Origin of the sequence: Rubrivivax sp. A210, from assembly GCF_904426505.1 — a bacterium.
Lineage (GTDB): Bacteria > Pseudomonadota > Gammaproteobacteria > Burkholderiales > Burkholderiaceae_C > Rubrivivax.
Window position 1 is genome coordinate 184,692 of the sequence record NZ_CAJGBN010000072.1, and the last position, 21,527, is coordinate 206,218.

14 protein-coding genes and 1 pseudogene are annotated in these 21,527 nt (G+C 71.1%); 9 read left to right on the plus strand and 6 right to left on the minus strand.

The features are described 5' to 3' along the window. Positions 1-35 precede the first annotated feature (35 nt). Together JMV16_RS23965 and JMV16_RS23970 are read right to left on the minus strand one after the other, a co-directional pair. The gene (locus JMV16_RS23965) at positions 36-746 is read right to left on the minus strand and encodes a beta-ketoacyl-ACP reductase (RefSeq protein WP_201496849.1); all 711 of its coding nucleotides are present in this window, start codon (positions 744-746) and stop codon (positions 36-38) included. Further along, complete coding sequence (locus JMV16_RS23970; RefSeq protein ID WP_201496850.1) at positions 695-1,345, minus strand: YqiA/YcfP family alpha/beta fold hydrolase; 651 nt, start codon at positions 1,343-1,345, stop codon at positions 695-697. Before JMV16_RS23970 ends, JMV16_RS23965 begins: the two co-directional genes overlap by 52 nt. Positions 1,346-1,434: 89 nt before the next feature. On the opposite strand from JMV16_RS23970, the gene JMV16_RS24565 reads away from it, so the two are divergent. Further along, positions 1,435-4,131 (plus strand): zinc-dependent metalloprotease, encoded by a 2,697-nt coding sequence (locus tag JMV16_RS24565; protein ID WP_201496851.1) that lies wholly within the window; start codon positions 1,435-1,437, stop codon positions 4,129-4,131. A 57-nt stretch (positions 4,132-4,188) separates the two neighbouring features. On the opposite strand, the gene mpl is transcribed toward JMV16_RS24565, so the two are convergent. From mpl to JMV16_RS23995, 4 genes are all read right to left on the minus strand, one after another. Then, positions 4,189-5,550, minus strand: coding sequence for a UDP-N-acetylmuramate:L-alanyl-gamma-D-glutamyl-meso-diaminopimelate ligase (mpl, locus tag JMV16_RS23980; RefSeq protein WP_201496852.1), 1,362 nt, complete (start codon positions 5,548-5,550; stop codon positions 4,189-4,191). Positions 5,551-5,605: 55 nt separating this feature from the next. Continuing rightward, complete coding sequence (locus tag JMV16_RS23985) at positions 5,606-6,469, minus strand: DUF6923 family protein (RefSeq protein ID WP_201496853.1); 864 nt, start codon at positions 6,467-6,469, stop codon at positions 5,606-5,608. A 117-nt stretch (positions 6,470-6,586) separates the two neighbouring features. Further along, positions 6,587-7,876, minus strand: coding sequence for a glutamate-1-semialdehyde 2,1-aminomutase (hemL, locus tag JMV16_RS23990; protein WP_201496854.1), 1,290 nt, complete (start codon positions 7,874-7,876; stop codon positions 6,587-6,589). 14 nt (positions 7,877-7,890) lie between these two features. Next, positions 7,891-8,865, minus strand: a complete 975-nt coding sequence (locus JMV16_RS23995) for a hydroxymethylpyrimidine/phosphomethylpyrimidine kinase (protein WP_201496855.1) — start codon at positions 8,863-8,865, stop codon at positions 7,891-7,893. A 211-nt stretch (positions 8,866-9,076) separates the two neighbouring features. Between JMV16_RS23995 and JMV16_RS24000 the strand changes: the two genes are divergently transcribed. From JMV16_RS24000 to JMV16_RS24035, 8 genes and pseudogenes are all read left to right on the plus strand, one after another. After that, positions 9,077-9,229 carry a rubredoxin gene (locus JMV16_RS24000; protein WP_201496870.1) on the plus strand — a complete coding sequence of 51 codons (153 nt, stop codon included), beginning with the start codon at positions 9,077-9,079 and terminating at the stop codon, positions 9,227-9,229. Between the two features lie 52 nt (positions 9,230-9,281). Beyond that, positions 9,282-9,689: a PleD family two-component system response regulator gene (locus tag JMV16_RS24005; protein ID WP_201496856.1), complete on the plus strand. Its 408-nt coding sequence runs from the start codon at positions 9,282-9,284 to the stop codon at positions 9,687-9,689. A 17-nt stretch (positions 9,690-9,706) separates the two neighbouring features. Further along, positions 9,707-10,072, plus strand: a complete 366-nt coding sequence (locus tag JMV16_RS24010) for a PleD family two-component system response regulator (RefSeq protein ID WP_201496857.1) — start codon at positions 9,707-9,709, stop codon at positions 10,070-10,072. Next, complete coding sequence (locus tag JMV16_RS24015) at positions 10,072-10,599, plus strand: chemotaxis protein CheW (RefSeq protein ID WP_201496858.1); 528 nt, start codon at positions 10,072-10,074, stop codon at positions 10,597-10,599. Before JMV16_RS24010 ends, JMV16_RS24015 begins: the two co-directional genes overlap by 1 nt. A 64-nt stretch (positions 10,600-10,663) precedes the next feature. Continuing rightward, positions 10,664-12,988, plus strand: coding sequence for a methyl-accepting chemotaxis protein (locus JMV16_RS24020; RefSeq protein WP_201496859.1), 2,325 nt, complete (start codon positions 10,664-10,666; stop codon positions 12,986-12,988). A 34-nt stretch (positions 12,989-13,022) separates the two neighbouring features. After that, positions 13,023-20,030, plus strand: a complete 7,008-nt coding sequence (locus JMV16_RS24025; RefSeq protein WP_201496860.1) for an Hpt domain-containing protein — start codon at positions 13,023-13,025, stop codon at positions 20,028-20,030. A 55-nt stretch (positions 20,031-20,085) separates the two neighbouring features. Continuing rightward, positions 20,086-21,150 carry a GGDEF domain-containing protein gene (locus tag JMV16_RS24030; RefSeq protein WP_201496861.1) on the plus strand — a complete coding sequence of 355 codons (1,065 nt, stop codon included), beginning with the start codon at positions 20,086-20,088 and terminating at the stop codon, positions 21,148-21,150. A 67-nt stretch (positions 21,151-21,217) separates the two neighbouring features. Then, positions 21,218-21,527 (plus strand): annotated as a pseudogene (locus JMV16_RS24035) (RND transporter); the annotation flags it as partial.

Consider the following 21,527-nt stretch of genomic DNA (forward strand, 5'->3'; position numbering starts at 1 on the left):
CCCGGGCCGGATGGAGCGGCCCGGGTTGCGCAGGATCAGAGCGTCATGCCGCCCGAAACCTCGATCACCGTGCCATTGATGTAGCTGGCATCGTCGCTGGCCAGGAAGGCGTAGACGCTGGCGATTTCCGAAGGCTTGGCCAGGCGGTGCAGCGGCACCTGTTCGCGCATCTGCTCGAGCACCTTCTCGGGCACGGTGGCGATCATGGGCGTCTCGACGAAGCCCGGGGCGACGGCATTCACGCGCACGCCCTTGGGGCCGAGTTCGCGGCTCCAGGTCTTGGTGAAGCCGATGACACCGAACTTGGTGGCGGCGTAGTTGGTCTGGCCGAAGTTGCCGTAGAGGCCAACCACGCTGCTGGCATTGAGGATGACGCCGCTGCCCTGGCTGCACATGGTGCCGGCGACGGCCTGCGAGCAGTGGAAGACACCGCGCAGGTTGACGTCGATCACGTCGTCGAACTGCTCGATCGTCATCTTCACCAGGCGCGCGTCCTTGGTGATGCCGGCGTTGTTGACCAGCACGTCGATGCGGCCGTGGCGGGCCAGCACGGCTGCCACCATCTTGTCGACCTGGGCGCGGTCGGTGATGTCGACCTCGAAGGTCTCGCTGGCACCCTCGATGACGCCGGCGCGGCGGTCGACGGCGATCACGGTGGCGCCTTCGGCGGCGAACTTGGCGCAGGTGGCGGCACCTATGCCCTGGGCGGCGCCGGTGACGATGCAGATTTTGCTTTTGAGTCGCATAACTTCAAGAACTCCAGGATGACAGGTAAAAGAGCCTCGAAGTCCGACAGCGCGTGGTCGCCGCCTTCGAGCAGATGGATCGTCGCTGCGCTGTAACGGGCGCTCATTTCGCGCCAGTCGAGTACTTCGTCGCCCTTCGCCATGATGGCCAAGCCGCCTTGCGGGAGGCTGATTCGGGAAAACCCTAGTTTGATCTGGCGCAGTTCCTCCAGGAATTCTGGCCGGAACAGGAAGCGTTCTGCCGGATCGTGGAAGGCCTGCAACTCGCCGACATGGCGTGCGAGGTCGCGCGCCGGGTCCACCGCGGGGTTCAGCAGCACGGCCGGCCAGCCGCGCTGCTCGGCCATCACCGCGGCATAGAAGCCGCCCAGCGAGCTGCCCATCACCGCCGTGGTGGCGGGCCAGGCCGCCGTGCCCGCGTTCAGCAGCGCCAGGGCGGCGGTGGGCGAGGGCGGTAGCTGCGGGCACCACCAATGCACGTCGGGCCGGTGTTCGGCCAGCCAGGCGGACAGGCGGCGTGCCTTGAAGGACTGTGGCGACGAGCGGAAGCCGTGCAGATAGAGCAAGTGGGTGGGCGGCTGCGTCAGGGGTGGGTTCATGGCGGGTGGTGGGTCCAGGGTTTACCGGCTGATGGGCGCGCGGGCGCTGTGCAGAATGCGGCGCTTCGATCCTGCATGGAAAATTGCCCATGAACGCTACGCTTTCCCGCAGCGCCCTCGCCACCGCTGCCGCCCTGGCCGTGCTGGGCCTGGCCGGCTGCGTCACGCCACCGGCCGGCAGCACCGGCGCGGCTGCGCCCGTGGCCGCCGCCAGTGCCGCGTCGGCCCCGGCCGCCGCCCGCCCCGACCCGGCCGCACCCAAGCCCTTTGCCGAGGTCATCAAGGACGCCAAGCGCCAGGACGGCTTCCTGCCGCTGTGGCGCAAGGACGAGAAACTGTGGCTGGAAATCGCGCCCGAGCGCCTGGCCAAGCCCTTCCTCGTCTCGGTCAACGTCGCCACTTCGGTGGGCGAGCGCGGCCTCTACGCCAGCCAGATGGGGCCGAGCTGGCTGGCCGAGTTTCGCCGCATCGGCAATCAGATGCAGCTGGTGGCGCGCAACGTGGCCTTCCGCGGCGAGCGCGACCCGGCATCGCGGCGTGCGGTGGGCGAGGCCTTCAGCGAAAGCCTGCTCGCCGGCGTCGCGGTGGCCAGCGCCGCCCACCCCGAGCGCAAATCGGTGCTGGTCGATGCCAGCTTCCTGCTCGGCGACCTGGCCGGATACACCACCCAGCTCGAGGCCGCGTTCCGCATGCCGTTCGCGGTGGACCGCGCCAATTCCTATTTCGAGGCCACGCGTGCCGAGGCCGGGCTCACCACCCTGGCCGCACGCGTGCATTACGCGGTGCCTCGCATCGCGGCGCCGCCGTTGCAGACGCCCGGCTCGCCACCGCCGCCAAGGACGCCGCCGCCGCAGGCCACGCCCGACCCGCGCAGCCTCTTCGTCGGCCATGTCTACAACTTCCGCGCCCTGCCCGAGCAGGCGATGCCAGGGCGCCGGGCCGATCCGCGCGTGGGCCACTTCATCGACAGCTACACCGACCTGTCCGACGATCTGCAGCCGAACAACCGCGTACACCTCGTCAACCGCTGGCGGCTGGAGAAGAAGGACGCGCAGGCCGCGCTGTCCGAGCCGGTGCAGCCCATCACCTACTGGATGGACCGCAACGTCCCCCAGCGCTACCGCGCCAGCGTCGAGGCCGGCATCCTGGAATGGAACAAGGCCTTCGAGCGCATCGGCTTCAAGAACGCCATCGTCGCGCGCCAGCAACCCGATGACGCCGACTTCGACACCCTGGACGCCGGCCACGCCTCGGTGCGCTGGTTCGTCGGCGCCGACGTTGGTTTCGCGATCGGGCCTTCGCACAGCGACCCGCGCACCGGCGAAATCCTCGATGCCGACATCGGCATGAGCGAGGTCTTCGGCCGCGGCGCGCGCCGCCTCATCCGTGAAGACCTGATGCCGGCCGAGGCGGTGCGGCCCTGGCAGGCGGCGCTGCAGGCCCTGGGCACGGCGGCCCGCGGCGAGGCTTGCCACTTTGCCGCCGATGCCGCGCAGGAGATGGGCTTTGCCTTCGACCTGCTCGCTGCGCGCGGCGATCTCGACCCCGAAAGCCCCGAGGCCGAGGCCTTCGTGCAGGGCTACGTGAAGGCCGTGGTCACGCACGAGGTTGGCCATACGCTGGGCCTGCGCCACAACTTCAAGGCCTCGACCGTGGTCACGCGCGAGCAGCTCAAGGACAGGGCCTTCGGCCAGACCCGCGGCCTGGCCGGCTCGGTGATGGACTACAACGCCTTCAACCTGCCGCTGGCCGGCGAGCCTTCTGGCGCGCCCACGATGGACACGCTGGGCCCCTACGACTACTGGGCCATCGAATACGCCTACCGCCCGCTGGACGCCGCCACCGAGACGCGCGAACTGGCCGCCATCGCGGCGCGCAGCGCCAGCGATCCGCTGCTGGCCTTTGCCGACGACGCCGACGCCGGCGGCTTCGGCAGCGACGGCCTGGACCCGCTGGTCAACCGCTTCGACCTCGGCGACGACCCGCTGGCCTTCTACCAGCGCCGCATGGCGCTGACGCAGGAGCTCTGGCAGCGCGTGCAGGCGCGCGGCGCCCAGCCCGGCGACGACCCTGAACGGCTGCGCCGCAGCCTGCTGTCGGGCTTCCGCCAGTTCCGCGACCTGCCGGCCCTGGCCGCCAAGTACGTGGGCGGCATGCACACCTCGCGCGACGCCCAGGGCAGCGGCGGCCGGCCGGCCTTCCGCCCGGTGGAACCGGCCCGGCAGCGCGACGCACTGCGCTTCCTGGCCGACGCCATCCTCAGCGTCGACAGCTTCCGCTTCCGGCCGGAGTTCCTGTCCGCCCTGTCGCCCGACTACGTCGAGTACGGCGCCAGCCGCACGCCGCCGGGCATTCCGCAGGCCGTGCTGCAACTGCAGACCCAGGCGCTGGACCGGCTGCTCGCCGCCGGCACGGCGCAGCGCTTGCTGGACCTGCCCAACTACGTGGCGGCCGATCAGCGCCGCGACCTCATCTCGCTGTCCGAGGTCCATGCCACGCTGCAATCCGCGGTATGGAGCGAGCTCAAGAGCGGGCGTGAGATCGAGCCCCTGCGGCGCAGCTTGCAGCGCGAGCACCTGAAGCGCCTGCAGGCGGTGCTGACGCGGCCTTCACCCGCCTTGCCCGCCGACGCCGTGAGCCTGGCGCGTCTGCACGCGGTGGAACTGCAGTCCCAGCTGCGCGCCGCGGTGGCGCGCAAGGGCCTGGCGGTGGAGAACCGCGCCCACCTCGAGGACGCGCTGGCGCTGCTCACGGAAGCGTTGCGCGCGACCTTGCAGCGCGGCTGAGCCCTCGCCTGCGAGACAGATGCACGTCGGTCCGCAGGGACTGTCGTGCGTCCGGGTTCAGCCCCGGGCGGCGAGCGCCGCCAGCAGCTTGTCGTGGATGCCGCCGAAGCCGCCATTGCTCATGCACAGCACATGGTCGCCGGGGCGAGCGGCCTGGGCGATGGCTGCCACCAGGGCGTCCACCGAGTCGGCAACGACGGCGCGGGCGCCCATGGTGGCCAGCGCTTCGCGAGCGCTCCAGCCATAGTCGCCCTGCAGGCAGAAGGACTGGTCGGCCTCTTCCAGCGACCACGGCAGCTGGGCCTTCATCGTGCCCAGCTTCATGGTGTTGGAGCGCGGCTCGAAGACGGCCAGGATGCGCGCGTTCGGCCCCACCTTGCGGCGCAGGCCGTCGACGGTGGTGCGCATCGCCGTGGGGTGGTGGGCGAAGTCGTCGTAGACGGCCACGCCGCCAGCCTCGCCACGCCTTTCCAGCCGCCGGCGCACGTTCTGGAAGCTGGCCAGCGCGGCGCAGGCGGCCTCGGGCGCCACGCCGGCGTGCTCGGCCGCGGCGATGGCGGCCAGCGCATTCATCTGGTTGTGCTCGCCCAGCAGATCCCATTCGACGTGGCCCAGCCGCAGGCTGCCACGCAGCACGTCGAAGGACTGCGGCTCGCCGCGTGCGCACAGGCCGCCCGGCTCCTCGCGCTTGGTGCCGAAGCGCTGAACTTCGCTCCAGCAGCCGCGCGCCAGCACGCGTGCCAGCGCGGCGTCGCGGGCATTGACGATCAGGCGTCCCTGGCGCGGCACCGTGCGCACGAGGTGGTGGAACTGGGTCTCGATGGCCGCCAGGTCGGGGAAGATGTCGGCGTGGTCCATCTCGAGGTTGTTGAGGATGGCGGTGCGCGGCCGGTAGTGCACGAACTTGCTGCGCTTGTCGAAGAGCGCGGTGTCGTATTCGTCGGCCTCGATCACGAAGCTTCTTCCCGCCCCCAGGCGGGCCGAGACGCCGAAGTTCAGCGGCACGCCGCCGACCAGGAAGCCCGGCTGCAGGCCGGCCTGGTCGAGGATCCAGGCCAGCATTGCCGAGGTGCTGGTCTTGCCGTGGGTGCCGGCCACCGCCAGCACATGGCGGCCCTGCAGCACCTGTTCGGCCAACCATTGCGGGCCGCTGGTGTAGGGCGCGCCGGCGTCGAGGATGGCCTCCATCAGCGGGTTGCCGCGCGTCACCACGTTGCCGATCACCCAGCAGTCGGGTGCCAAGGCCAGCTGTTCGGCGCCAAAGCCCTCGACGAGATCGATGCCCAGCGTGCGCAACTGGTCGCTCATCGGCGGGTAGACGCCGGCGTCGCAGCCGGTGACGCGGTGGCCGGCCTCGCGCGCCAGCGCCGCCAGGCCGCCCATGAAGGTGCCGCAGATGCCCAGGATATGGATGTGCATGGGCCGCATTTTGCCGTGCGGCCCGCTGCGGCAAGGCCCGGGCCTGCCCGGAGGTTCAGCCGGCGCTGGCGCGGCGCCGCGTCGCACCCAGGCCCAGCAGGGCCAGCGCGGCGAGGGTGAAGCTCGCCGGCTCGGGCACGGCCTGGATGGCCAGGCCGTTGAAGCCGCCGCCGTTGCAGTTGACGTTGCTGACGTTGTTCTCGACGCAGACCTGCTGCGCCACCACGGTGGCGGCGCCGGTGAGGGCGTTGAGGGTGTAGGTGCGTGCCTCGGCGTCGCCCAGGCCCCAGATTGTGCCGGTGCGGGCATCCACATCCATGCCATCGCGGCCGCTGGTTGCCGGCGCGAAGCCGAAGCCGCCGATGGTCGAGGCCGCGGCATTGCTGCCATCGATGGCCAGCAGCGTGTCCACGCTCGACCAGCCGAACAGGGTGGTGCCGTCATAACCCAGGCTGCGCACGTTGTTGCCGTTGCTGAAGCTGCCCACCAGGCTGGCCGCCCCGGTGCTGGTGTTGACGGTGAAGAGCCTGCTGTCGGCCGACATGTACAGCGTGCCGCCCGCGCCGAAGGCAAGGCCGAAGTTGGCGCCCAGGTTGCTGCCCATGTTGCCGACGGCCGTGGCGGCGCCGGTGGCGGTGTCGATGCGCATCAGCGTATTGGTGGCATCGTCCACGCCCCACAGCCGGCCCTGGCCGTCGAAGGCCAGGCCATCGACGTCGGTGTAGCCCGTGCCCCCGGCTGTGCGGATGGCGCCGATGACGGTGCCCACGCCGGAGGCCATGTCGAAGCGCACCAGCTTGTCGGTGCCCGAGACGTCCCAGGCCGAGTAGCCGATGGGGCCGGCCACGGCGGGAAGGGCGAAGGCAGCGGCGAGGGCGGCGCCGATGAGGGCGCGTTTGGGGCTGGAACTGCGGGTCATGGTGTGGGCTCGTGGTGGGTGGTCCAGCCCATCTACGCCCGCTTTCGGCCTCGCAAGGCTCAGGCCCGGCTGCCTACCCCCGCAACCGAGGGGTGGCTGCCGTTCCCGCGGCCGGGCTCAGCCGCGCAGCGCGTCGCCGGCGGCGCGGATGGTCGCGGCGATGTCGTCGGCGCTGTGCGCAGCGCTCACGAAGCCGGCCTCGTAGAGCGCCGGCGCGAGGTAGACGCCGCGGTCGAGCATGCCGTGGAAGAAGCGGTTGAAGCGCTCCTTGTCGGTGGCCATCACGACGCCATAGTTCTGCGGCAGAGCATCGGCGAAGAAAAAGCCGAACATGCCGCCTTCGCTGTCGCCAACCAGGGCCACGCCGGCATCGCGCGCCGCGCCCTCCAGTCCGCGCACCAGCGAGCGCGTCTTGCTCGCCAGCGCCTCGTGGAAGCCGGGGCGCGCCACTTCCTTCAGCGTCGCCAGGCCACAGGCCGTGGCCACCGGGTTGCCACTCAGCGTGCCGGCCTGGTAGACCGGGCCCAGCGGCGCGAGCTGGCTCATCACGTCGCGGCTGCCGCCGAAGGCCGCCAGCGGCATGCCGCCGCCGATGACCTTGCCGAACACGCTCATGTCGGGCTTGAAGCCGGGAATGAGCTTGGCGTAGACGCTTTGCGCGCCACCCAGCGCGACGCGGAAGCCCGTCATCACCTCATCGAAGATCAGCAGCGCCCCGTGCTGCGTACACAGCTCGCGCAGCCGCGTCACGAAGGGCACGCTGGCGCGCACGAAGTTCATGTTGCCGGCGATGGGCTCGATCATCACGCAGGCGATCTCGCCGCCCTGGCTGGCGAAGGCCTCGTCGAGCTGGGCGAGGTTGTTGTATTCGAGCACCAGGGTGTGCTTGACGACATCGGCCGGCACGCCGGCGCTGGTGGGGTGGCCGAAGGTGGCCAGGCCCGAGCCGGCCTTGACCAGCAGCGCGTCGGCGTGGCCGTGGTAGCAGCCCTCGAACTTGATGATCTTGTTGCGCCCGGTGGCGCCGCGCGCCAGGCGCAGCGCGCTCATGCCGGCCTCGGTGCCGCTGCTCACCAGGCGCACCTGCTCGATGCTGGGCACGAGGGCGATGATGGCCTCGGCCAGTTCGATCTCGCGCTCGGTGGGGGCGCCGAAGCTGAAGCCGTCGGCGATGGCCTTGTGTACCGCCTCGAGCACGGCCGGATGGCCGTGGCCCAGGATCATCGGGCCCCAGGAGCCGATGTAGTCGATGTACTGGCGGCCTTCGGCGTCCCACATATAGGGGCCTTCGGCGCGGGCGATGAAGCGCGGCGTGCCGCCGACGGCGCGGAAGGCGCGCACGGGCGAGTTCACGCCGCCGGGAATGACGCGCTGGGCGCGCTCGAACAGGGCTTGGTTGCTGGCCATCGGGTGTGCGGCTTTCAGTGGACGCGACGCGGCGCGGGCTTGCTCTTGGGGTCGACGGGTTCGGGCTCGGGGGCGGCGCCCTCCTCGCCTTCCTCGGGCGGCGGCAGGGCCCAGAAGAAGCGGTCGGGCACGATATGGCCCATGCCGGGGCGGAAGCCCGCGTCCAGGCTCTGGTCGAGGAAGCTCAGCGCCTCGCCCACGGCCGGCTGCAGCTCGCCGCCGGCGGCCAGCAGCGCGGCCAGCGCGGCGGCCAGGGTGTCGCCGGCACCAACGAAGCTGGTATCGAAACGTTCGAACTTCTCGCCCGTGATGGCGCCCTGGGGCGAGGCCAGGATGTTGTCGATGAACTGCTCGGAGCCGGCGCCGCCGCCGGTCTTGGCGCCCGACTTGGCCGCCAGCATCACGCCGGTGACCAGCACGTAGCGCGTGCCGTGCTCGCCTGCGGCCACCGCCAGTTCGCGCGCCGAGGGCGGGCGCTCGCTGTCCCACTCGGGCAGCAAAAAATCCTGCAGCGTCTTGTGGCTGCCCACCAGCACCTCGGTGGCCGGCAGGATGAGTTCGCGGAAGGCGTCCAGATAGGGCTGCTGCTGGTCTTCGTCGAGCCAGCTCAGGTTGGGCAGGTAGGACACGAGCGGGATCTCGGTGTAGTCCGACAGGATTTCGGCCACCGCGCTGACGTTGTCGGCGCTGCCGAGGAAGCCAACCTTCCAGCCCGAGATGGTGACGTCCTCGAGGATGGTGCGCGCCTGCTCGGCCACCACATCGGCGTCGATGTCATGCTGGTCGAAGATGTCGGCGGTGTCGCGCATCACCACGGCGGTGACGATGGGCAGTGCATGCGCGCCCATCGCGGCCACGGTGGCGATGTCGCCGGCCAGGCCGCCGGCGCCGCTGGGGTCGCTGGCGTTGAAGCACATCACGCAGGCTGGAGGGGGTGGCTCGGCCACCGGGCCTTCGGGTTCCGTGGCCGGTGTGGTGTCGGGATTCATGGGGGATGCCTGGTCGGGAAGTGATGCCGGAACGACGCGCACAGCGTGCCGGAGCGGGTGCCTCGGCACGGCTTGCGCCGAACCTCCAGCAGATTCTGAGCAACGATCTGTAGGTCCTCACAAATCATGGGAAACCTGCAGAACTGCATGGCTACAATCGCCGCTCATTGTAGTGACGTGACTGTCTGACGTGAGCGAAGCGCGAACCTGGATGTGCCTGATCTGCGGCTGGATCTACGACGAGGCAGCGGGCGACGCCGAGCACGGTATCGCACCAGGCACCGCATGGGCCGATGTCCCGATGAACTGGACCTGCCCCGAGTGCGGCGCGCGCAAGGACGATTTCGAGATGGTCCGTATCTGACACCAGCAGCCGCTGCCACAGACGTGGCGGCGCATTCGAGGGAGATGGGCGCTTGGAGACTTCGGGGTCCGACGCGGGCGCGACAAGCGGCGCCAAGGTTCTGGTCATCGACGACAGCAACACCATACGCCGCAGCGCAGAGATCTTTCTGCGCCAGGGCGGGCACGAGGTCGTGCTTGCCGAGGACGGCTTCGATGCGCTGGCCAAGGTCAATGACCACGACCCCGAGCTGATCTTCTGCGACATCCTGATGCCGCGGCTCGACGGCTACCAGACCTGCGCCATCATCAAGCGCAATCCGCGCTTCGCCCATGTGCCGGTGATCATGCTGTCGTCCAAGGACGGCCTCTTCGACAAGGCGCGCGGGCGCATGGTCGGTTCCGAGGACTACCTCACCAAGCCGTTCACGAAGGAGCAGCTGCTGCGTGCGGTCGAGTCCTATCGGCGCGGCACGACCTGAGCACAAGGACGCTTGCGATGGCCATCCACAAGATCCTCGTCGTCGACGACTCCAAGACCGAGCTTCATCATCTCTCCGAAATCCTCGGCAAGCGCGGCTACAGCGTGCGCACGGCCGAGAACGGTGAAGAGGCGATGCGCCGCCTGGCCGAAGAGAAGCCCGACCTCATCCTGATGGACGTGGTGATGCCGGGCCAGAACGGTTTCCAGCTCACCCGCAGCATCACGCGCGACCCGCGCTTCGCCGACGTGCCGGTGATCATGTGTACCAGCAAGAACCAGGAAACCGACAAGGTCTGGGGCATGCGGCAGGGCGCGCGGGACTACATCGTCAAGCCGGTCAACGCCGAAGAGCTGGTCAGCAAGATCAAAGCGTTCGACTGATGGCCAACCGCGAAGCGCTGCGCGAACTCCAGGGCCGGCTGGCCCAGCGCCTGCAGTTGGCGCGCACCGAGGCCCGCGGGCGCTCGTGGCTGGCTGTCGAATGCGCCGGTCTGGGCCTGCTGGTGCCGCTGGCCACGGCCGGCGAGATCTTCCCCGTCGGCACCCTGGTGGCGGTGCCGCACACCCAGCCCTGGTTCCTGGGCGTGGCCAATCTGCGCGGCGGCCTGCATGGCGTGGTCGACCTCGCCGCCTTCCTGGGCCTGCGCCCACCCATGCTGCGCGACGCGGTGCGCGAGCAGCAGCGGCTGCTGGCCTTCAATGCCCAGCTCGGCGCGCACTGTGCCGTGGTGGTTGATCGTCTGTCGGGCCTGCGCAATGCCGAGCAGCTCAGCGCCGAGCCCGACGACGGCCAGGCGCGACCGGCCTTTGCCGGCGCCGTGTTCCGCGACGCCCAGGGGCGGCGCTGGCAGGAGATCGACCTCGTCGCGCTGGCCCGCAACGACCAATTTCTCGCCATCGCTGCATGAGGCGGCCCTTCTCCATCGGCGGCCGCGGCAAGCGGCACGGCACCCCAGCTTCGAAGAGGACGACATGAGCTTCCTGGACAGGATCAAAAGCGCCGCTGGCCGCGCCAAACCCGAAGCCGGGAGCTCGGCGCTGCCGCCGCCTTATGACGAGTTGACGCAGGCACCCGAGCCCATGGAGGCCACGGTGCGCCTGGGCCAGAGCACGCTGTCACCCGACCTGGGGCGCGGTGACCGTGGCGATTCCTCCATCATCTCCGAGGCCGCGCCCTCCGAGCTGGCGGCCGAGTACAGCGAGTCCCACGGCGGCGCGGTGCAGCTGCCGGCCGATCAGGGCAGCGGATTCCCCGTCATCGGCCACTGGCCGCTGGCCAATCAGCAGCGCGTGCTGGTCATCGTGGTCGGCGCCGGCCTGGCGCTGCTGCTGCTGGTGGGCCTGCTGGCGCTGTCGTCCAGCAGCCGCACGGCGTCCCAGGTCACGGCCGCGGGCCAGGCGACGACGCAATCGCAGCGCCTGGCCAAGTCGGTTTCCCAGGCCCTGGTGGGCAATGCCGCGGCCTTCCCCGAGGTCAAGGAAAGCGTCGAGATCCTCACCCGCAACATGCGCAGCCTGGCCACTGGCGACGGCGACGTGGCGGCCGCACCCGGCGCCTTGCAGGAGGACGTGACGGCGCTGATGCCCATGGTCGAGCGCGCCGAGAAGAACGCCGCCGCGGTGCTGGCGCAGCAGAAGACGCTGACCCAGGTGGGCGCCGCGCTGCGCGCCATCAACCGCCAGAGCGCCGACCTGCTGGAAACGGCCGAGACGGTGTCGTCGCTCAAGCTCCAGGGCGGCGCCTCGGCGGCCGAGCTGTCGGCCGTGGGCCAGCTGGTGATGCTGACCCAGCGAATCGGCAAGAGCGCCAACGAATTCCTCACCAGTGAAGGCGTCAGCGCCGAGGCGGTGTTCCTGCTCGGCAAGGATCTCAACTCCTTCAAGGAAATCGCCCAAGGCGTGATCGACGGCAATGCCGAACTGCGCCTGCCGGGCACCAAGGATGCGCAGGTGCGCGAGAAGCTCCAGCTGCTGCTCAAGCAGTACGAGCAGACCCGCGTCGAGGCCAGCGCCATCCTGGGCAATCTGCAAGGCCTGGTGGCCGTGCGCGAGGCCCAGGCCTCGGTGGTGAAGGAAAGCGAGCCGCTGCGCCTGGGCCTGGACAAGCTGCAGCAGGGCCTGGCGGGCGAGGGCGGCTTCGGCGGCGCGCGCCTGTTCTTCGGCCTCATCGCGCTGGCGCTGATTACCGCCGGCGGCGTGGGCTCGCTGCGCCTGTTCCTGCTCGACCAGACCAGCCGCATGCGCGCGGCCGACGCCCAGCGCCACGACGCCGTGCGCCAGGAAGAAGAGGCCAAGCGTGTGAACGACGCCAACCAGGCGGCCATTCTGCGGCTCATGAACGAGCTGCAGACGGTGGCCGAGGGCGATCTCACCCAGCAGGCCACGGTGACGGAAGACATCACCGGCGCCATCGCCGACTCGGTGAACTACACGGTGGAAGAGTTGCGCACCCTGGTGGCCCAGGTGCAGGCCACGGTGGGCCGGGTGACCGACACCACGCAACAGGTCGATCAGACCTCGACCGAGCTGCTGGCGGCATCGACCGAGCAGTTGCGCGAAATCCGTGACACCGGCGAATCGGTGCTGCAGATGGCCGAGCGCATCAAGGACGTGTCGGCCCAGGCGCAGGAAACCGCCAGCGTGGCGCGCCAGTCGCTGCGCGCGTCGGAGACCGGCCTGCACGCGGTGCAGAACGCCATCGGCGGCATGAACGCCATCCGCGACCAGATCCAGGACACCTCCAAGCGCATCAAGCGCCTGGGCGAAAGCTCGCAGGAGATCGGCGAGATCACCGAGCTGATTTCCGACATTACCGAGCAGACCAACGTGCTGGCGCTCAACGCCGCCATCCAGGCCGCCAGCGCCGGCGAGGCCGGCCGCGGCTTCAGCGTGGTGGCCGAGGAAGTGCAGCGCCTGGCCGAACGCTCGGGCGACGCGACGCGCCAGATCGCCGCCATCGTGCGCACCATCCAGACCGACACCCAGGACGCCGTCGGCGCCATGGAGCGCAGCACCCAGGGCGTGGTCGAGGGCGCGCGCCTGTCCGACGCCGCTGGCGCCGCGCTGGGCGACATCGACCGCGTCACGCGCGAACTCGCCGACCTGATCGGGCGCATCTCGCTCGAGGCGGCGCGCGAGGCGCAGTCGGCCAACGTGGTGGCCGAGAACATCCAGCACATCTTCGCCGTCACCGAACAGACTTCCGAAGGCACGCGCTCGACGGCGCAGATGGTGCGCGAGTTGTCGCGCACCGCCGAGGAATTGAAGTCTTCGGTGGCACGGTTCAAGATCGAGTAGCCGCGCCGGCAGCCCACCCACGATGCAAGACACCATGGATTCCGCCAGCGAAGACAGCGTCCATACCGGCGATGACCTGAGCGCCCTGGCGTGGGTCCACGGCGAGTTGCGCCGTTCGCTCGACACCGCGCACAAGGCACTGCGGCGCTACCTCAAGGAAGCCGAGATCCTCGGCGACAGCGACCTCGACGCGGTCGACCCTGCCATCCTGCGCAGCGCCCGCACCCAGCTGCACCAGGGTGTGGGCGCGCTCGAGCTCGTTGGCCTGCCGGCCGTGGCCGACGTGCTGCGCGCGAGCGAGCAGGCGGTGCAGCGCCTCATCAACCGGCCCGCCCTCATCGACGTGGCGGCGGTCGAGGTGATCGAGCACGTCTCCTTCGCCCTGCTCGACTTCATGGCGCGCCAGCTCGCCGGCAAGGCGGTGTCGCCGGTGGCGCTGTTCCCGCAGTACCGCGCCGCGCTGCAGCTGGCCGGAGCCGACCGCGTACACCCGGCCGACCTGTGGAAGCGCGACTGGCAATGGCTGGAGCTGCCGGCCGACCCGGTGGCGCGCCCGCGCAATGCCGACGACGACGCGCGCAGCGAGATGGAAACGCTGGTGCTGGCGCTGATGCGCGACAGCGGCCGCAATCCCGCCCTCGGCCCCCTGTCGCGCATGAGCGATCTCTGCGCCGAGCTCGGCGCCGGCGCGCGCCGCTTCGACGGCGGCCGCCGCCTGGCCACTTTCTGGCAACTGGCGGCAGCGGTCTTCGAGGGCCAGGCCGCCGGCCTCATTCCCAGCGACAGCTACACCAAGCGCTTCGCCTCGCGCCTGCTGGCGCAGCTGCGCACCAGCATGCGCGGCCAGCCCGAGACCTCTGACCGCCTGGCCCAGGATCTGCTGTTCTTCTGCAGCCAGGCCCGCCTGCCGGCAGCCGATATCAAGTCGCCGCGACTGGCCGCCGTGCGCCAGGCCTGGCAGCTCGAGCAGCACCCGGCCGTCGACTACGAGACGCCGCGCCTGGGCCGCTTCGACCCCGCCCTGCTGGCGCTGGCGCGCAAGCGCGTCGCCGCGGCACGCGACTCCTGGTCGGCTGCGGCCGGCGGCGAACAGCACCGCATCGGCTCGCTGGTCGAGCAGTTCACGCTGGTCGGCGAATCGCTGGCCCGCCTCTTCCCCTCGGGCGATGTGCTCGCGCAGGCGCTGCAGACGGCGGTGCAGCAGACGGTCGACAACGACAGCGCGCCGCCACCGCCGCTGGCGATGGAAGTCGCCACCAGCATCCTCTACCTGGACGCCTCGCTCGAAGACGGTGAGTTCGACCAGCCCGAGCTGGCCGCGCGCATCGAGCGCCTGGCCAGCCGCATCGACGAGGTGCGCAACGGTGCCGATCCGCAGCCGCTCGATCTGTGGATGGAGGAGCTCTACCGCCGCGTCTCCGACCGCCAGACCATGGGCAGCGTGGTGCAGGAGCTGCGCGCCTCGCTGTCGGAGGTCGAAAAGCAGATCGACCAGTACTTCCGCAATCCGGCCGAGCGCCAGGTGCTGATCCCGGTGCCGGGCCAGCTGTCGGCGATGCGCGGCGTGCTCTCGGTGCTGGGCCTGACGCAGGCTTCGCAGGCCGTGATCCACATGCGCGACGATGTCGACGCGCTGGCCCAGACCGAGGTCGACCCGCAGCGCGCCATCCAGGCCGGCACCTTCGACCGCCTGGCCGACAACCTGGGCGCCCTGAGCTTCCTCATCGACATGCTCAGCGTGCAGCCGGCGCTGGCCAAGTCGCTGTTCCGCTTCGACCCCGAAACCGGCAGCCTGAGCGCGGTGATGGGCCAGTCCGAGCGCGTCTCGGCCTTCGCAGGCCTTGATGAGCTGCCACCCGACACCGCACCGGCGCCCACCATGCAGGTGCAGGTGCAGGCCCTGGCCGACGCAGCCGCGCCGGCCGGCCTGGGCGACGACGAACTCGCCGGCCGCATCGACGCCATGGCGCAGCGCGCGCTGGCTGCCGACCAGCCCGAGCTGGCGCGCCGCCTCGGCGGCCTGCGCAACGCCCTGCGTTCGGGCAGCGCCTCGCGCGAAAGCGTCAACGCCGAACTCGCCCAGGCGGCGGCCGCGCTCAGCGGCCCGGCGCCCGAGGCCCTGCCGGCCGCCGCCCCGGTGCCGCCGCCCGTGCCGGCGCCGGTGGGTGGCACCGGCCTCGAAGAAGACGCCGAAATGCGCGAGATCTTCATCGAGGAGGCCAACGAGGTCGTGGCCGCGGCGCGCGCCGCACTCGAGCGTCTGGCCGACGAGCCCGAGAGCGCCGAGGGCATGACCACCGTGCGCCGTGCCTTCCACACCCTCAAGGGCAGCTCGCGCATGGTCGGGCTGAGCGATTTCGGCGAGGCCGCCTGGGCCTGCGAACAGCTCTACAACGCCCGCCTCGCCCATGCGCCGCGCATGGACGGGCCGCTGCGCACCCTCACCGGCGAGGCGCTCAACTATTTCGCCGACTGGGCCGAGTCCATCGCCGCCGGCCGCGACGACGGCCACCACCCGGCCGAAGTCGCCAAGGCCGCCGACGCGCTGCGCCTGGAAGGCACGCGGCTGCCCATTGCGCTGCCCGTGCGCGCCGCGCCGGCGATGCCGGAAGAGGCGCTGGCCCGCCCGGCCCCGCCGCCCGAGCCCGAACTGCAGCCGCTGGTGCTGGACCTCGCTCCCGACGAGGAGGAGCTGCCCGCGCTCGCGCCCACGCCCACCCCCGCGCCCGCCGAGGCGGAAGCAATCCACCTCGATCTGCCGGCCGTCGACGCGCCGCTGGCACCGGCGCCGCAGGCGCTGGTCGACGAGGCGCTGCAGGCCCTGGGCCTGCCCGATCTGCTGCCGCCGGCCGAGGCCGAGGCCGCGGACGCTGCCGCGCCAGTGCCGGAGCTGCCGGAGCTGCCCGAGGATCTTCTCGCCACCCTGCCCGAGGCATTTTCGGAAGCCGCGCCCGATCCGGTGCCCGAGGTGCCCACGTTGCCGGTCGCCGAGTCGACCGAACTGCCCAGCCTCGATGCCCTGCCCGAGCTGGTTCCGACGCCGACCCTGCCCGAGTTCGACCTCGCCGACCTCGATCTCGACTTTGCGCTCGAAGGTGAGGCCGATGGCGGGACGCCTGCCGATGCCGCGCCGCTGTCAGCGCTCGCCGAGCGCCTGCCCGATCTGCCCAGCGCGGCCGACCTCGACCTCGGCCTGCCGCCGGCGGCGGCCCCCGCCGAACTGGACTTTTCCTTCGATCTCGGCGACGAGCCGGCCGCGCCGCCGGCGCCCGAACCCGCCGAGCTGCCTGCGACGGCCGAATCCCCCGCATTGCTTGGCGCCGCCGCGGCGGCCGAGCCGCCGTTGGCCGACTACGAGGCGACGCAAATCATCCCGGCGCCCCCGCCCACGCCAGCCGGCGAGGTGGTGGAGGTCGACTTTGCCGATCTCGCCGACATCTTCGGCACCGCGGCGCCCGCGCCGGCACCGGCTCCCGAGCCGGCGCCGTTGCCGGCGGCGCCCGACCTGCTGGATCTGCCCACGGCCGCCGAGGCCCCGGTGGCGTCGCTGGCCGACGAGATCATCGACATCGGCGCCCCCGAGCTCGAAGCCGCCGCCGACATCGGCTTCGACCTCGAGGTGCCGGCCGAGCCGGCCGCCGACCTGGCGCTGGACTTCGGCGACGAGACCCCCGTCGCCGCCACCCAGGTGCTGCCCACGCTGGACGAGGTGTCGGTCGCGCACGAGCCCGATCCGCTGCTCGATCCGGCCCTGTTCGAGCCCGCACCGGTGGCCGATCTGGCGCTAGACCTGACAGCGCTAGACCTGGCAGCACCCGAGCCCTCGGCGCCCGCCGAATCCGCGCTCGAAGCGCCGGCCGATTCCCCGGTTGAAGCGCCGGGTGAAGCGCTTGGTGAAGCGCCAGCCGAGGCGGTGGAAGAAGAGCCGGTGCGCGTCATCGGCCACCTGCGCATCAGCATTCCGCTGTTCAACATCTTCCTCAACGAGGCCGACGAGCAATCGCGCCGCCTCGTCACCGAGTTGGCCGAGTGGGCCGTCGAATCCGAGCGCCACACGGTGCCCGAGAGCTGTGCGGCGCTGGCGCATTCGCTGGCCGGCAATTGCGGCACGGTGGGCTATGCCGAGCTGTCGGCGTTGGCGCGTGCGCTCGAGCATGCGCTGGTGCGCTCGCACCAGGCCGGCCACGGACGGCCGGGCGAGGCGGCGCTGTTCACCGACGCTGCCGAGGAAATCCGGCGCCTGCTGCACCAGTTTGCGGCCGGCTTCCTGCACGGCGTCGATGCCGAGCTGATGGCCCGCCTGGCCGAGCACGAGCGCCTGCCGGTGCCGCCGACCAGCGTCGAGCAGATGGCGCAGGAAGCCGCCGACGCCGAGGCAGGCGACGGCTGGCTGCCGGCCGATGCGGTGGCGGCAGCGGCCGAGCCCGCGGTGGCGGCGGCGGCGGCCAGCGCGGCCCAGGCCGAGTCCGACGGCATAGCCGCCGTCGACCACATCGACCCCGACCTCTTCCCCATCTTCGAAGAAGAGGCCGAGGAACTGCTGCCGCAGCTGCAATCGCGGCTGCGCGACTGGCTCGACCATCCGGGCGACGGCGGTGCGGCCTCGGCCTGCATGCGCACGCTGCACACCTTCAAGGGCGGCGCACGCCTGTCGGGCGCGATGCGCCTGGGCGAGATGGCGCACCGCCTGGAAACCGCGATCGAGGATCTGAGCCGGCGCGACGCCGTGCAGCTCGAAGACATCGAACCGTTGGTGGCACGCGCCGACGGCATGAGCATGGCCTTCGAGGCCTTGCGCAAAGGCGGGGTGCAAGCGCGGGGCGCCGTCGCGGCCCCAGCGCCCGTGCCCTTTCGTCCCGAGCTTCCTGCTCCGCTGGTGGAGACGCCGCCGGTTGAGGCGGTTGATGCGGCGCCGCTGAGCGCCGAGATCATTCCGCTCTTCGGCGAGCCCGCACCGGCAGCGACCGAGACCGAATCCGTCGATGAGGCCCTTGCCGCCGCGCTGGCGGTGCCGGCCGCCAATGACGACGAGGCCACAGTGCCGGTCGCGGAGCCCGCCGCCGGCGGAGCCGAGCTTGCCGAGGCTCCCGCCGAACTGGCGGAGCCCGTGGCACCGCCGCCGCCGGTGGCCGTCGACTGGGCGCGCTTCCCCGCCGCCCGGCCGCTGGCGCCCGAGGCTGCAGCCGAGCGTGCCGGGGCGGGCGCCGCGGCCGCGGTGCGCGTGCGCGCCGGCCTGCTTGACCGCATGGTCAATCAGGCGGGCGAGGTCAGCATCACGCGCGCCCGCATCGATTCCAATGTCAAGCAGCTGCAGGGCTCGCTGGGCGAGCTGACCGACAGCCTCGAGCGGATGCGGCGCCAATTGCGCGACATCGAGGTTCAGGCCGAGTCCCAGATCAGCTCGCGCATCGAGGCCGCCAAGGCCGCGGCCCAGGTCTTCGACCCGCTGGAGATGGACCGCTTCACGCGCTTCCAGGAGCTGACGCGCTTCATGGCCGAGTCGGTCAACGACGTCGCCACGCTGCAACGCAGCCTGCAGCGCACGCTGCAGTCGGCCGAAGACGAACTGGCGGCCCAGGCCCGGCTGACGCGCGAATTGCAGGACGACCTGCTGCGCACGCGCATGGTGGAGTTCGAGAGCGCCGCCGACCGCCTGCATCGCACCGTGCGCCAGGCGGCCAAGGAGACCGGCAAGCAGGTGCGCATGGAACTGCTGGGCGGCGCCATCGAAATCGACCGCGGCGTGCTCGAACGCATGACCGGGCCCTTCGAGCACCTGCTGCGCAACAGCGTCGCCCACGGCATCGAGGCGCCGGAGGCGCGCAAGGCGGCGGGCAAGGACGCCGGCGGCCTGGTCAGCGTCACCGTCGCCCAGGCCGGCAACGAGGTTGCGGTCGAGGTCAGCGACGACGGCGCCGGCCTCAATCTAGAGCGTGTGCGGGCGCGCGCCATCGAGCGTGGCCTGATGGGCCCGGACTCGCAGCGCAGCGACGACGATCTGGCGCAGCTGATCTTCCTGCCCGGCTTCAGCACCGCCGAGTCGGTCTCCGAGCTGGCCGGGCGCGGTGTCGGCCTGGACGTGGTGCGCGCCGAGGTCAACGCCATGGGCGGCCGCATCGAGACTCACAGCGAGGCTGGCCGCGGCACGCGCTTCCGCCTGCTGCTGCCGCTGACCACCGCGGTCACGCAGGTGGTGATGCTGCGCTGCGGCGAGCTGCAGGTGGCCGTGCCCTCGACCCTGGTCGAGATCGTGCGCCGCGTGCCCACGGCCGAGATCGAGGCGGGCTATGCCGACGCCCATGTCGACTACGCCGGCCAGCGCCTGCCCTTCTTCTGGCTGGCGGCACTGCTGCAGGGCGCCACGCGCGGCGCCACCAGCGGACGCACGCAGTCGGTGGTGGTCATCCGCAGTGCCAACCAGCGCGTCGTGATCCATGTCGACGAAGTCGTCGGCAACCAGGAAGTGGTGGTCAAGAACGTCGGCGCCCAGCTTTCGCGCCTGCCCGGCCTGGCCGGCGTGACCCTGCTGCCCTCGGGCGCCGTGGCCCTCATCTACAACCCGGTGGCGCTGGCGGCGGTCTATGCCGACCAGGTGCGCGAAAGCCAGCACGCCGACCTGGACGGCCCGTTGCTGGCCGAGCCGCAGCCGGCGCCGCAGACGCGCACGCCGATGGTGATGGTGGTCGACGATTCGCTCACCGTGCGCCGTGTCACCGAGCGCCTGCTCAAGCGCGAGGGCTACCGCGTCGTCACCGCCAAGGATGGCCTCGACGCCCTCGAGCGCCTGGCCGAGGAGCGGCCGGTGGTGCTGCTGTCGGACATCGAGATGCCGCGCATGGACGGCTTCGACCTCGTGCGCAATGTGCGCTCCGATCCGCGCCTGGCCGGCTTGCCGGTGGTGATGATCAGCTCGCGCATCGCGCAGAAGCACCGCGACCATGCCGCCGGCCTGGGCGTCGACCACTACCTGGGCAAGCCGTATTCCGAAGAGGAATTGCTGGGGCTGGTGGCGCGTTACGCTGGTGCCGACATCCCGACCTGAGGCTTGGCGCCTTTCCGCCTTCCACGCGGTTCCAGCAGAGAAGTCCCCCGCATCCATGTCCCGCGTTGTCGAACATCTGGCCGAGCTGACGGGTTTCCGTGACCGTGACCTGCTCGACGTCACCCTCGTCGGTGCGCTCAAGGATCTGCTGCGCCCCATCGGCGCGGCCATCTACCGCCGCGTCGGCGAGCCCGATGCCGAGCGCTGGCTGACGCGGGCCCGCGTGGGGCCGGGCGACAAGGTCGCCACCGCTGATTCGGTGTGGGCCGACATCGAGAGCCTGCCCTCGCTCGGCGACGAGCCCGCGCGTCTGGCCTGCCTGCGGCGCCAGGAGGCCTTTCTGGTGCCGGGTGCGCCGGCGGCGGCCTATTTCCCGCTCGTCGATGACGACGACGTGCCTGGCGGCGTGCTTGAGATCCACAGCGAGGCCGCGCTCACGCCCGACGATGTGCGCCTGGTCAGCAGCATCCTTCGTGTCTACCGCAACTTCAAGGCGCTGCTCGACTACTCAGAGCGCGACACGCTCACCGGCCTGCTCAACCGCAAGACCTTCGACGGCAGCTTCCTGCGCATTGCCGCACGCGGGCTTGAGCCCATACAAGACCTGCCCGAGGGCGCACTCGACCACCAACGCCAGGCCGGCCGCACCTGGCTGGGCGTGATCGACATCGACCACTTCAAGTCGGTGAATGACCGCCACGGCCACCTCATCGGCGACGAGGTGCTGCTGCTGCTGGCGCGCCTGATGCGCTGCACCTTCCGCTGCGACGATCACCTCTACCGCTTCGGGGGCGAGGAGTTCGTGGTGCTGATGCGCTGCCGCAATGCCACCGACGCCACCGCCGCTTTCGAGCGCCTGCGCCGCAGTGCGAGCGAGTACCCCTTTCCCCAGGTCGGCCGTATCACGGTGAGCGCCGGCTTCACCGAACTGCGACCGGGCGACACGCCGGGCGCCGCCTTCGAGCGCGCCGACAACGCGATGTACTACGCCAAGCAGCACGGCCGGGACCAGGTGCTGGACTACGCCACCCTGGTGGCCGACGGCCGCCTGGTCGACACCCAGCGCGCCAGCGAGGTCGAACTCTTCTTGGGCGACCCGCCGTCCAGTCCCCCCGCTTGACCCAGGTGGATTCGGGTTTGAGTCCAATGCAGGCTGCGCGGCCTGCTGGCCACCGACGAGTGCATCCATGAACACCTCCTTCCCCCACCGGGCGCCGCTGGCGGCGCTGGGCGCGGCCGTCCTGCTCGGCGCCTGCAGCGGCCTGCAGCCGGCCACGCCGGCCGCCGCGCCGCGCCTGGTGCCGCCCCCAGCCTGGGTGGCCCCGGCGCCGGTGGACGGTGCGCGGGCCGAGCCGGGGTGGTTCGCGCGCTTCGACGACCCGCTGCTGCCTGCGCTGGTTGCCGCCGCCCAGGCCGCCAGCCCCGATCTGGCTTCGGCGGCGGCGCGCGTGGAGCGGGCGCGCGCCGCGCGCACCGCGGCAGCGGCCGGGCTGCAGC

What these genes read in the sequence shown, in the direction of transcription:
- JMV16_RS23965 (WP_201496849.1), bottom strand. Translation starts at nt 746, where the DNA reads ATGCGACTCAAAAGCAAAATCTGCATCGTCACCGGCGCCGCCCAGGGC.
- JMV16_RS23970 (WP_201496850.1), bottom strand. Translation starts at nt 1,345, where the DNA reads ATGAACCCACCCCTGACGCAGCCGCCCACCCACTTGCTCTATCTGCAC.
- JMV16_RS24565 (WP_201496851.1), top strand. Translation starts at nt 1,435, where the DNA reads ATGAACGCTACGCTTTCCCGCAGCGCCCTCGCCACCGCTGCCGCCCTG.
- mpl (WP_201496852.1), bottom strand. Translation starts at nt 5,550, where the DNA reads ATGCACATCCATATCCTGGGCATCTGCGGCACCTTCATGGGCGGCCTG.
- JMV16_RS23985 (WP_201496853.1), bottom strand. Translation starts at nt 6,469, where the DNA reads ATGACCCGCAGTTCCAGCCCCAAACGCGCCCTCATCGGCGCCGCCCTC.
- hemL (WP_201496854.1), bottom strand. Translation starts at nt 7,876, where the DNA reads ATGGCCAGCAACCAAGCCCTGTTCGAGCGCGCCCAGCGCGTCATTCCC.
- JMV16_RS23995 (WP_201496855.1), bottom strand. Translation starts at nt 8,865, where the DNA reads ATGAATCCCGACACCACACCGGCCACGGAACCCGAAGGCCCGGTGGCC.
- JMV16_RS24000 (WP_201496870.1), top strand. Translation starts at nt 9,077, where the DNA reads ATGTGCCTGATCTGCGGCTGGATCTACGACGAGGCAGCGGGCGACGCC.
- JMV16_RS24010 (WP_201496857.1), top strand. Translation starts at nt 9,707, where the DNA reads ATGGCCATCCACAAGATCCTCGTCGTCGACGACTCCAAGACCGAGCTT.
- JMV16_RS24015 (WP_201496858.1), top strand. Translation starts at nt 10,072, where the DNA reads ATGGCCAACCGCGAAGCGCTGCGCGAACTCCAGGGCCGGCTGGCCCAG.
- JMV16_RS24020 (WP_201496859.1), top strand. Translation starts at nt 10,664, where the DNA reads ATGAGCTTCCTGGACAGGATCAAAAGCGCCGCTGGCCGCGCCAAACCC.
- JMV16_RS24025 (WP_201496860.1), top strand. Translation starts at nt 13,023, where the DNA reads ATGGATTCCGCCAGCGAAGACAGCGTCCATACCGGCGATGACCTGAGC.
- JMV16_RS24030 (WP_201496861.1), top strand. Translation starts at nt 20,086, where the DNA reads ATGTCCCGCGTTGTCGAACATCTGGCCGAGCTGACGGGTTTCCGTGAC.